Source organism: Novosphingobium sp. PhB165, assembly GCF_004341845.1.
In the GTDB taxonomy this organism is placed as follows: Bacteria; Pseudomonadota; Alphaproteobacteria; order Sphingomonadales; family Sphingomonadaceae; genus Novosphingobium.
On sequence record NZ_SLVB01000003.1, the window covers coordinates 402,044 to 414,036 of the forward strand.

At 66.0% G+C, this 11,993-nt stretch carries 7 protein-coding genes; 4 read left to right on the top strand and 3 right to left on the bottom strand.

All coding sequences use genetic code 11. From position 1 onward, the window contains the following. Window positions 1-121 precede the first annotated feature (121 nt). The 3 genes from EDF56_RS10410 to EDF56_RS10420 all read right to left on the bottom strand — a co-directional run bounded on the left by EDF56_RS10410 (window position 122) and on the right by EDF56_RS10420 (window position 7,312). Window positions 122-3,514: a glycosyl hydrolase gene (locus EDF56_RS10410; RefSeq protein ID WP_132387001.1), complete on the bottom strand. Its 3,393-nt coding sequence runs from the start codon at window positions 3,512-3,514 to the stop codon at window positions 122-124. Between the two features lie 301 nt (window positions 3,515-3,815). After that, complete coding sequence (gene rhaI, locus EDF56_RS10415) at window positions 3,816-5,108, bottom strand: L-rhamnose catabolism isomerase (RefSeq protein ID WP_132387003.1); 1,293 nt, start codon at window positions 5,106-5,108, stop codon at window positions 3,816-3,818. An 80-nt stretch (window positions 5,109-5,188) separates the two neighbouring features. Continuing rightward, window positions 5,189-7,312, bottom strand: a complete 2,124-nt coding sequence (locus EDF56_RS10420) for a bifunctional rhamnulose-1-phosphate aldolase/short-chain dehydrogenase (protein WP_132387005.1) — start codon at window positions 7,310-7,312, stop codon at window positions 5,189-5,191. Window positions 7,313-7,422: 110 nt separating this feature from the next. Here EDF56_RS10420 and EDF56_RS10425 point away from each other — a divergent pair, with 110 nt between their 5' ends. The 4 genes from EDF56_RS10425 (at window position 7,423) to EDF56_RS10440 (ending at window position 11,944) form a co-directional block, all read left to right on the top strand. Continuing rightward, a complete protein-coding gene (locus tag EDF56_RS10425; RefSeq protein ID WP_132387007.1) occupies window positions 7,423-8,838 on the top strand; it encodes a carbohydrate kinase in 1,416 nt (471 codons plus the stop codon). Then, complete coding sequence (gene lldD / locus EDF56_RS10430) at window positions 8,838-9,983, top strand: FMN-dependent L-lactate dehydrogenase LldD (RefSeq protein ID WP_132387009.1); 1,146 nt, start codon at window positions 8,838-8,840, stop codon at window positions 9,981-9,983. Before EDF56_RS10425 ends, lldD begins: the two co-directional genes overlap by 1 nt. A gap of 30 nt (window positions 9,984-10,013) precedes the next feature. Beyond that, window positions 10,014-11,090, top strand: coding sequence for an L-rhamnose/proton symporter RhaT (gene rhaT / locus EDF56_RS10435; RefSeq protein WP_132387011.1), 1,077 nt, complete (start codon window positions 10,014-10,016; stop codon window positions 11,088-11,090). An 80-nt stretch (window positions 11,091-11,170) separates the two neighbouring features. Continuing rightward, on the top strand, window positions 11,171-11,944 hold the full coding sequence (locus tag EDF56_RS10440; RefSeq protein WP_132387013.1) for a DeoR/GlpR family DNA-binding transcription regulator: 774 nt from the start codon (window positions 11,171-11,173) through the stop codon (window positions 11,942-11,944). Window positions 11,945-11,993: the final 49 nt, after the last annotated feature.

Sequence of the window (11,993 nt, forward strand, 5' to 3'; positions counted from 1 at the left end):
CGTGCTAAAAAAGAAGCGGGATCCCCGCCTTCGCGGGGATGACGGAGTTTTTGGCTCGAGTTCTGTATTATTTTCAAATGGCTCGGGCTCGCGTTTTCAGCAAAGCCCGAGCCTCGACCCCTTACTTCCCGCCTTCCAGCACAACCGGCCCGATCAGCCCCGAAGGCCGCAGCGGCGCGTCGGCCTTGTAGGTGGGCAGCGCGGTCCAGGTGATCTTCTGCGCGCCCGGCTGGGCATCGCCGATCAGGCGGTTGACCCAGAGGTTCGCCACCTTCACCTCGATGGTGTTGCTGCCGGACTTCACCGCCTTGCCGATGTCGATCCGGTACGGCGCATGCCACGCCGCGCCGACGGGCTGGCCGTTCACCCGCACTTCGGCAAGATCGCCCACCTGCCCCAGATCGAGCCACAGCGGCTGCCCCGGCTTGGCGCCCTTCGGCAGCGCGAAGCTGCGCGAATAAGTCGCCTCGCCAGAGAAATACTTCACGCCCGGATCGCTGCTTTCGTTCAGCGGAGAGAGCTTCGCCATCGCCACCGAGGTAGGAGCACCGCGATCGGCCTGGAAGCGCACGGTCCACCCGTCATCGAGCGAGGACAGCTTCTGCACCGTCTTTGCAGGCACCGTCAGGCTCTGCGCGGTGGCAGGCTTGCGAAACACGACGAAGACCGCATCGTCCGCCACGAGGCTGAGCGGCACCACCGTCTCGCCGTTTTCGATCCGATAGCTGACCGGCTCGCTGGTTCCGGTTTCGGCGTGCCAGAGTTCGGGCGCCTTGCCGGTGACGCGGAAGTGCGCGTCGATGGTCTGCGGGCTCGCTTGCGGGTTGGAGAGATAGTAGATCTCGCCCTGCGCATCGCGGCGGTGGACGAAGGGGATTTTCACGCCCGCGTCGGCGCCGGTAAAGGCGAAGTCGGGTGCCACGCCCAGCGTCCGGAGTGCGCCCTCGACATCCTTGCCGGCGATCACCCGGCCCTTGCCGACCGTGGCGTCCCCGCTGCCCGGCCAGAGCTTGGCCACCAGCGCGCTCCATTCCCCGCTCTTGCCCTCCGCCATCAGGCTGGGCGTCGAGACCGGTGCTTCGCCGATCACCGTCGCCCCGCCCTCGACCAGCGCGGCCAGTTTCGTGAGCGCGCCAAGCGTCATGTGCTGCGAAGACCCGCCGAGGTAGATCGCCCGGTAGCGCGCGCCGCTGGGCGCGACCACTTCGTTGCCGTCGTTGGTCAGCAGGTCGGTCAGCGCATCGTGGCTGAGGAAGTCGTAGGCGTGTGTCACCGGGGCATCGGCCACCGGCTTGTCGCCGTAAAGCCCGGTCAGCGGCGCTTCCTCGCCGTAGAAGTAGGCCACGTCCGCCACGTTGCGACCGTCCTGAAGCAGCAGCGAGGACCGCGCAATGTAGTCCACCCAGGGCTTCGCCATCTCGCCCCAGCTTTCCATCCGGTTGAAATACTGGCCGAAGATGAAGAGCGAGAGGCCCGGCTTCTTGTCGTCCACCGGCACGTGGACCGAGGTGTGCACCACCGGCCGGTTGACGCCGGTGACGAACTCCAGATCGATGATCCGCTTCAGGTCCTTGGGTGCGAAGTTCCACGGATTGAGCGCGGCGGTCATCGATTCCGCCGCCACCAGATTCTGCCCGTAGAGATGCGCGACCGAGGCCGCGCCCTTGATGTCGGCCAGATAGCTGGGGTTCGGCCCCTGCTCGCGCGAGTGGGTCCACATCGCAGCCATCGGCACGTCGGTATGGCTGCGCATGGTCATGTCGTCACCCAGCGAGGGGCGATGGTCTTCCAGCGCCTCGCCATAGACCTTGAGGCCGTTCTCGTGCGCCACCTTGGCGACGGTGCCGTAGTGCTCGCTGGCCATCAGGTCCGCCAGGGTGCGGCGATAGTCGTAGAGGAAGCGGTCGCTGTCCTCGCGGCTGCCGATCAGGGTGCCGGTGATCGCGGGCAGCCAAGGGGTGGGATCATAGCCGCGCAGACGCTTGAACTGCTCCACCATCTTCGGCGTCCAGTTGGCGGCGCCGACTTCGATGGAATCGGTCAGCAGTGCGCGCACGCCGCGCTGGCCGACCATCCCGGGACCGGCAGCGTCCTTGTACATGCCAAGGTAGTGGTCGAGGTAGCGGCGCACCGCGTCGCCGTCGAACTTGTCCACCTCAAGCCCGGTCGCCTCGGGCGGCGCGGGGTGGTTGGTGGTGCCGAGCAGCGAATAGCCCATGCGGATCACGCGCCAGTTTCCGGCAGGCGGCGTCCAGTCGAGCGTGCCGTCCGCGCGCAGCTTGCCGGTGAGGTCGATCACCTTGCCAACGTCCGGCCCCTTGGCCCCGTCGCCCGGATTGCCGAGCGCGTAGTAATCGTGCGGGATCGCATAACCGGCCTTGAGCTGCGACTGGTCGATCGCCGCTTCGCCGGAGAGCCTGAAGTCGGCAACGCGGAACGGTAGGGCGCCCACGGCTCCCATCATCGCGCCCAGATCCATGGCAAGCCCCGGCGCGGCCGAGCCCATGTTCGACATGGTGGGCGAAAGCGGCGTCAGCACCACGCGGAACTGGCGCGCGGTGACCGGCGCGAAAGCGATGGTGGTAGGCACCTGCTCGACATGGAAGTCGGCCACCTTGCGCCATGTCTTGCCATCGTCGCTCGCTTCGAGCACCGGCGCGACCGAAGGCCCGCCGAACATCATCCGCGCGCCCGGCAGGAAGATCGAGGCGGAGCGGATGGTCTGCGGCTTGTCGTAAGTCAGCAGTACGGCGTTGGGCTTGTCCGGCGTGCCGTGGGGCACATCGACGCCGGTGTTGAGGTCCTGATCGCTCAGGGCGCCGCCGTCGATCGCACTGCCGTCACCGAGGCTGGCACGCGGGCGGACCATGGCTATCGGCGCCAGCGGCACGGCGAGCACGGCCACGTCCTGATAGTGCTGCGGCGGCTCCGCGCCCTTCGCGCCGGAGATCATCTCCTCAATGCTCTTGGCCATCGGCAGGTCCTGATAGGGACCGGTCGCGCCGGGCGGCGGGGCAAGCTTGCCGGTGAAGGCCTTGCCGCCGGTCACTTGCGTCTCGCTCCAGACCAGCTTCTTCAAACCGTCCTCGGGCTTGACCCAAGGACCGCCGGTTTCGGACCAGCCGGGAGAGGACGCGATGGCAAGTTCAAGGCCCTGCCGGTCCGCTTCCTGCGCGGCGAAGCGGAAGGCGTCCTTCCACTCGGGCGTCATGTAGACGAGGCGGTGGTCCACCACTTGCGGGGTCTGGAGATTGGCGTCGAAGTTCTGGAGACCGCCGATGCCCACGCGCTTCATCCACGCGATGTCCTTGGCGATGCCGTCCTTGGAGATGTTGCCGTTCATCCAGTGCCACCAGACGCGCGGGCGGGCGGAATTCGGCGGATCGCGGAACTGTTCTTCCAGCGGGGCATTCGCGGCGGGCGCAGGCGGAGCGGGCCGCTCCTGCGCGAAGGACGGCACAGCAACGAGCGCCGTAGCAAGACAAAGCACGGTACGAAGCGAATGGATCGGCATAATCCCTCCCGGATCCAAATGGTTGTGTCGATTATTGTTGTCGTGGTTGTTCTGTTCTTGCCCCGCCGCCGGGACCTATCCGTCCCGGCGAAAGGGTTTCCGGTGGGGCTTTTGCGCCCCTTGTCCGGGAATTCATTGTGGTAATCGGGCGCTCACAGCCCCCTCTTCGTCCCCTCTTCATCATTGCGAGCGACCGAAGGTCGCGTGGCAATCCAGGAGCGCTTTACGCGGCCCTGGATCGCTTCTCCCGCTTCGCGGGCTCGCGATGACGAAAGGAATGGGATGGCGATGCGCCTCGGTATCAGACGATCCCGGCACCAAGGCCCACGGCCTTGCGTTCCTGCGCCTTGCGGTCGCGCCAGCGGCTTTCGCGGTAGACACCCAGCACGTCCGCCGCGCCGCCCGCCTCCACGCGCGCCTTGGCAAGGATTGGGCTGACATCGACGTTGTAGGCGCGGCGCAGCGCCTGGAAGGCCATCATCGTGTCGTTGGCTTCCTGCGAGAGATGCAGCGCCTCGCGGTCCACCAGCAGCGCCTTGGCGTAGCAGGAGCCGATGGCTTCGGCCGAGGACAGCATCGACTCGATCGGATCGGTCACGTTGTGCGACTGGTCGATCATGTAGGCGGGCTTGAACCCGTCACGCGGGGCCAGTTCCGCCTCGACCAGTTCGTTGAACACCAGGAACAGCTGGTGCGGGTTGATCGAGCCCGAATCGAGATCGTCATCACCGTACTTGCTGTCGTTGAAGTGGAAGCCGCCCAGCTTGCCGAAGCGGTGGAGGCGCGCCACGATCTGCTCGATATTGACGTTCGGCGCATGGTGGCCAAGGTCGACAAGGCACTTGGCCTTGGGCCCCAGTTCCTGTGCGGCAAGGATCGAGGAACCCCAGTCGCTGATGACGGTGGAGTAGAACGCCGGTTCGAACATCTTGTGTTCCAGCAGCATCCGCCAGTCATCGGGCAGCGCGGCATAGACTTGCGCAGCGGCGTCAAGATAGCGGTCGAGACTGCGGCCAAGGTCCTGCTGGCCGGGGAAGTTGGTGCCGTCCCCCACCCAGACGGTCAGGTCGGTCGAGCCGAGCTGCTTGCCGATCTCGATGCATTCGATGTTGTGCTCCACCGCCTGCTGGCGCGTGGCTTCGATGGTCGAGGAAAGCGAACCGGTGGCGTAAGTGTGGGCCTGGTCCTTCTGGTCCTGGAAGGTGTTGGAGTTCACCGCATCGAAGCCGAGGCCAAGGCTGGCGGCCTCTTCACGCAGTGCCTTGTAGTCAGACACCTTGTCCCACGGGAAATGCGGCGAGACGCGCGGGGTCAGGCGCGAAAGCTGGTTGATGACGGCGCAGTCTTCCAGCTTCTCGTGAATGCTGGTCGGCTCACCGGCAATCGGGAACTTGGCGAAGCGGGTGCCGCCGCGGCCCGCGCCCCACGAGGGAACCGCGACCGAGAAGGCGGCGACTTTGTCCTTGATCGCATCGATGGCGATGCCCGAACGTTCCAGCTTGCGACCGAGCGAGGCGTATTCGTCCTCCAGCGCATCCGCCGCGCGGGCGTTGGCTTCGGCGATCAGCTCTTCGGAAATCGGCAGTCTGCTCATTCTGTTATCCTCTTACCCATCCGGTACCGCAGTGCCGGAAAGGGGAATGCGCCGGTTCGCACATTCCCCGAATAGACCTCTTAGCGCGTGAACGCCTGCGCGTTACCCGCATCGACATTGATCATGTTGCCGGTCGATTTCGCCGACTGGTCGCCCGCGAGGAAATAGACCGCCTCGGCAATGTCCGCAGGCAACACATCGCGCTTCAGCATGGAGCGGTTGCGGTAGTGCTCTTCCAGTTCCTTGCCGGTGTCGATGCCGTGGGCGCCCGCGCGTTCCTTGCGCCAGTCGCCGTCCCAGATCTTGCTGCCCTTGATGACGGCATCGGGGTTGACGACGTTGACGCGAATGCCGTGCGGCGCGCCTTCCAGTGCAAGGCAGCGCGCAAGGTGGTTCGCCGCCGCCTTGGCAGAGGCATAGGCGGAGGCATTGGTGGCCGCAGCCACGCCGTTCTTCGAGCCGATGAACACCACCGACGTACCGCCCTGCTCCTTCATGCCCTTCAGCAACGGCCATGCGGCGCGGCTGGTGAGGAAGTAGCCCTGCGCCAGCACATCGTAATTGCGGTTCCACAGTTCGATCGTGGTCTCCTCGATCGGGGCCGAGGAAGCGATGCCGGCATTGGCGACGAGGATGTCGAGCCCGCCGAATTCGCGCGCGGCCACGGCAAAAGCTTCCGCCACTTGCGCTTCGTCGGTCACGTCGCAGACGGCGGCACGGACAACGTCCTTGCCGAACTGCTTGGCGAAACCGGCGCGCACTTCTTCCACGGCATTGGCATCGCGATCAGCCAGCAGCACGCAGGCGCCGTCCGCCATCAGGCGCGCGGCGGTGGCGGCGCCGATGCCCCCTGCACCGCCGGTGACGAGCGCCACGCGGCCGACCAAGGGCTTGGGTGCAGGCATGCGCTGGAGCTTGGCTTCCTCAAGCAGCCAGTATTCGATGTCGAACGCTTCCTGCTCGTCGAGCGCGATGTAGTCGCCGATGGCCTCAGCGCCGCGCATCACATTGATGGCGTTGCCGTAGAACTCACCGGCAAGGCGCGCGGTGGTCTTGTCGGTGGCGAAAGTGATGCGGCCCACGCCCGGCACCAGCACGACCACCGGGTTGGCATCGCGCATCGCCGGCGAGTTAGCCCGCTTGCAGCGGGTGTAATAGGCTGCGTACATATCGCGATAATCGGCAATCTTCTGCGCCAGGTAGGCATCGTCCTGAAGCCGCGCCGGATCGAGCGTCAGGGGAGCGATCTTGGTGCGGAGGAAGTGGTCGGGGCACGAGGTGCCCAGCGCAGCAAGGCGCTCGAACTCGGCCGAGTTCACGAATTCCAGCGCTTCGGCGTCGTCCGAAAAATGGCCGACCTTACGCCGGGCCCCGGTCATCTGAGCACGCAGGCGGGGCATAAGGTCGGCAGCAATGGCCGCGCGGTCCGAGGAGGAGGAGAGGACCGCACCACCGAAAGCAGGTTTTTCGGAAAGCTTCGCGTTGAGGTAGTTCGCCGCATCGGCGATCAGGTCTACGGTGTGTTCGTAGCAGGACTTGGCACTGTCCGCCCAGCAGATGATGCCATGGCCGGCGAGCATGACGCCCTCCACGCCGGGGTTGGCCGCCACATAGTCGCGCAGCATCACGCCCAGCGTGTAGCCGGGGCGCTTCCAGCCGAGCCAGCCGATCTTGCCGCCCCAGATTTCCTGGGTGGCCGCCTCGCCGCCCGAGCTGGCAGCCAGCGCGATGATCGCATCGGGGTGGACGTGATCGACATGCGCGAACGGCAGCAGCGAGTGCAGCGGCGTATCGATGGAGGCGGCGCGGCCGTTCAGATTGAACGTGCAGTGCGGCAGGAAGCCGACCATCTTGTCGTCATCGTCCGGCCCGCCGTAGTGCTTTTCAAGGCCAAGCAGCTTGTGCTGGTAGAGCGTGGCGAACCCGTCCAGCTTCATCGAACCGATGTCGCCGCCCGAACCCTTCACCCACAGCACTTCCACCGTCTCGCCGGTCAGCGGGTCGATCTCTTCCAGCTTGGCGGAGGTATTGCCGCCGCCGAAATTGGTGACGGTCAGGTCCGAACCGAGCAGGTTCGAACGGTAGAGCAGAAGTTCGGCTGGAGACAGCGTGGCGGCGACCGAGTCGTCCCAGCGGCTGGAGGGGACCGAGAAGGGAAGCGCGGCGCTGAGAGCCGCCGGTTTGGCCGGTGCGATAGTGTCCATGGGCATCCTCTAACGAAACCTCTTTTCAGGTTCAATCTGATTCGATACTAAACGATCAAATCCAATCAAACAACACCATGTTCAAGCATGGCGATAAACGGGCAGAGAGAATGGCAGGAAGCGGCACTTTCATTGTCGTCGACATCGGCAAGACGCTCAGCAAGCTGACGCTGTGGACGCGCGACGGGCGCATGATCGACCGTCAGGTGCGACCCAATATGCCTTGCGAAGTGGATGGTGTGCGCTGCCTCGATGCCGCAGGAATCGGCCAATGGCTGCGCGCGACGCTGCGCGGCTGGTCGGGCCATCCGGTGGAAGCGCTGATCCCGGTCGCCCACGGCGCGGGCTTTGCGGCACTCGACGAAGACGGCCTGCTGTTCCCCCCGCTCGACTACGAACAACAGGTCCCCGCTGACGTCATTGCGGCCTATCGCAAGGAGCGGGATCGATTCGTGCTGACCGGATCGCCCGCCCTGCCCGATGGTCTGAACCTTGGCGCGCAAGTCTACTGGATGGCGCAGCGTCATCCCGAGGCGATGGAACGCGCGATTTTGGTGCCATGGGCCCAATATTGGGCATGGTTCCTTTCCGGCGGGCTTGCCAGCGAAGTGACCAGCCTTGGCTGCCACACCGACCTCTGGTGCCCGGCGGACGCGCGGTTTTCGCCGATGGCGGAGCGCTTCGGCTGGGCGGAGCGCTTTGCGCCGCTCGCCAAGGCCAGCGATGTCGTCGGCACCCTGCGCCCCGAAATCGCCGCCGAAACCGGGCTTCCGGCCAGCGCCAAAGTGCTTGCAGGCCTGCACGATTCGAACGCCGCCCTGCTCGCCGCGCGCGGGTTTGCCGAGATCGCCCGGCAGGAAGCGACGATCCTCTCCACCGGCACATGGTTCATCGCCATGCGCCTTGCGGCAGAGCCTTTCGCGATCTCCTCGTTGCCCGAGGCACGCGATACGCTGGTCAATGTCGATGCCTATGGCTGGCCAGTGCCCTCCGCGCGCTTCATGGGCGGGCGCGAGATCGAATCGATCATCCAGATCGACACCCGCCGCGTCGATATCCGCCCCGATCAGCCCAAGCTGATGGAGGCCGTGCCCGCGCTGCTGGAACGCGGCACGATGATGCTGCCCACGCTCGCGCCCGGCTTCGGCCCCTTCCCCGACGGCAAGGCCGAGTGGATGAACAAGCCGGAGGAATGGGCCGGCACCTGGTATGCCCGCCGCGCCGCGATCTGCCTCTATGCGGCGATGGTCGCCGATACCTCGCTCGACCTGATCGGATCGAAGGAGCGCCTGCTGATCGAAGGGCGCTTCGCCGATGCCGAAGTCTTCGTCCGCGCACTCGCCGCGCTGCGGCCGGAAACGCAGGTCTATGTCGCCAATGCCCATAACGACGTGTCGTTCGGCGCCTTGCGGCTGATCAACCCGCTGCTGCAAGCGCAAGGCGGCCTTCGCCGCGTCGAGCCGCTGGAGGGCGACCTCGACACCTACCGCGCGAAGTGGCGCGAACACCTGCGGGAACCTGCCTGATGATCACTGCCTCGATCCCCGACTTCTGCGAGGCCGCGCGCCGCCGCCTGCCGCGCTTCCTGTTCGAGTATATCGACGGCGGTTCCTATGCCGAGGAAACGCTGCGCCGCAATGTCTCCGACCTCGCCGGTCTGGCCCTGCGCCAACGCGTACTGCGCGATGTGTCCGCGCTGGACCTCTCGACCGAGCTGTTCGGCCAGAAGCTGGCCCTGCCCGTTGCTCTTGCGCCCATCGGTCTGGCCGGGCTCAACGCGCGGCGCGGCGAATGTCAGGCCGTGCGCGCGGCGGACAAGGCGGGCATTCCCTTCACGCTCTCCACCGTGGGCGCCTGCACCATCGGCGAAGTGGCGGCGGCGGCAAGCAAGCCGTTCTGGTTCCAGCTCTACATGATCCGCGACCGTGCCTTCATGAAGGACCTGCTGGCCAAAGCGGTGGAAGCCGGCTGCTCCACGCTGGTCTTCACCGTGGACATGCCCGTCCCCGGCAGCCGTTACCGCGACTATCACACCGGCCTTGCCGGTACCGGCGGCCTGAAAGGCGCGGCATGGCGCTTCGCGCAGGCGGCCGTGAAGCCGGACTGGGCCTGGGACGTGGGCATCAACGGCCGCCCTCACACTTTGGGCAATGTCGCCCCGGTGCTTCAGGGCAAGACCGGGATCGAGGACTTCTTTGCGTGGATGCGCAATAATTTCGACCCCTCGATCAACTGGCGCGACCTCGATTTCATTCGCTCCGAATGGAAGGGCCCGCTGGTCATCAAGGGCATTCTCGACCCGGAAGACGCAAAGGAAGCCGCCGCACTTGGCGCGGACGGGCTGGTCGTTTCCAACCACGGCGGCCGCCAGCTGGACGGCGTGCTGTCCAGCGCCCGCGCGCTGCCGCCGATTGCCGATGCGGTGGGGGACCGGATGACGGTACTGGCCGATGGCGGCATCCGCTCCGGCCTCGACGTGGTGCGTATGCTGGCGTTGGGCGCCAAGGGCGTGCTCTTGGGCCGCGCATGGGCATGGGCACTGGGCGCAGGCGGCGAGGCGGGCGTCACCAAGATGCTCAAGCTGATCGAAGCGGAAATGCGCGTCGCCATGGCGCTCACCGGCACCACGAAAATCTCAGAGATAAACCGCAGCTGCCTTGCTGACGGATAACAACAACAAAACGAGAGGATTACACCGATTATGGGAGGGAACCCGGCGCTCGGCGTCGTATTTCACTGGCTGGGCGGCTTTGCCTCGGCAAGCTTCTACGTGCCCTACAAGCGGATCAAGCTGTGGTCGTGGGAAGTGTTCTGGCTGGCGGGCGGGATCTTCTCGTGGCTGCTGGCCCCGTGGGTCTTCGCCTCGCTGCGGACCGAGAACCTGCTGGGCGTGCTGGCGTCAGCGCCGACTTCCACCCTGCTGTGGTGCTGGTTCTGGGGCGTGATGTGGGGCTTCGGCGGGCTGACCTTCGGCCTGACCATGCGCTACCTCGGCCTCTCGCTCGGCATGGCGGTGGCGCTGGGGCTGACCACGGTGATCGGCACCATGGGCCCGCCGATCTTCCACGGCACTATCGGTGAAATCGCCAGCCGCACGAGCGGGCAGCTGACCCTGCTGGGCATCGTCATTACGCTGCTTGCCATCGTCGTGGTCGCGCGCGCGGGACATTCGAAGGACAAGGATCTGGGCGGCGCCGCATCGGAAGGCGTCGCCGAGTTCAACTTGCGCAAGGGCCTGCTGATCGCGGTGTTCTCCGGCGTGATGTCGGGCTGCTTCGCCTGGGGGCTCGACGCCGGCCAGCCGATCCGCGACCTGACGCTGGCGGCGGGCACCGACCCGCTGAGCCAGGGCCTGCCGGTGCTCTGCGTGGTGCTGGCGGGCGGGCTGACCACCAACCTGATCTGGTGCGCCCTGCTGATCCGCCGCAACCGCAGCTTCGGCCAGTTCTTCGGCCAGAGCTGCGAGGAAGGCGGCAATGCCCGCGCCCCGCTGCTCGCCAACTACCTGCTCGCCGCGCTGGGCGGGACGCTGTGGTACTTCCAGTTCTTCTTCTACACGATGGGCGAGAGCCAGATGGGCCGCTACGGCTTCTCCTCGTGGACGCTCCACATGGCCTCGATCATCTTGTTCTCCACACTCTGGGGCTTCGCGCTGAAGGAATGGCGCGGGGCGAGCACCCGCACGCGCAGGACGGTATTGACCGGCATCGGTATGCTGCTGGGGGCGACGCTCGTGATCGGTGCGGGCAACATGCTCGACGCCGGTGCGGCGATCTGATGACCCAATGATGGATTTTGAGCGAAATTGGCGGCATGGGGGTTGGCCAGAGGCCTCCCCCTCATTGCGACAGGGTTACCATGCATTCGACCGAGCGTGAGAGATTGATCCTCGAAGCCCTGCGCCCCAGCGGCTTCGTGACCTATCGCGATCTGGAAGCGCAGTTGGAGGCCTCTCCGGCGACGATCCGGCGCGACCTTTCGCGACTGGAGGAGGAAGGCCAGCTCCTGCGCGTCCATGGCGGCGCCAAGCTGCCGGAGGAACGCGCCGAGCGGCAACCGGGCCTTGCCGGAACGCCGTTCGAACAGTCGATCACGCTGAACCTCCCGGTCAAACAGGCCATCGGCAAGGCCGCCGCCGCGCTCTGCCAGCCGGGCGAGGCGATCATGCTCGATGGCGGCACCACCACCTTGCAGATGTGCGCGCATCTCGACGGGCTGGACTGTCAGGTGCTGACCAACTCTCTCCACATCGTGCAGACCCTGCTGACCCAACCCGGCACGCGCGTCCTGCTGCCTTCGGGCACGGTGTTCCGCGAGCAGAACATCGTGCTCGCCCCGGCGGGCGAGGATTCGATGCCGCGCTTCCACGCGCCCAAGCTGTTTATGGGCGCAGCCGCCGTCGGCCCGCAGGGGGTGATGCAACAGGACGTGATCCTCGTCGCCGCCGAGCGCCGGTTCATGGACCGGGCCGAGGAGGTGATCCTGCTGGTGGACAGTTCCAAGTTCCGCTCGTCCTCCGGCGCCATCGTCTGCGGGCTGGACGAGGTGGACGTGGTGGTTACCGATGCCGGGATTCCCGCCGAGATGGCGGAGCGGTTACGGGAAGCCGGGGTTCGGGTGGTGGTGGCCTGAGCGAAAGTGTCCGTGGACGCGCCCGCTCTGCACTGTAACTACCCCCGCG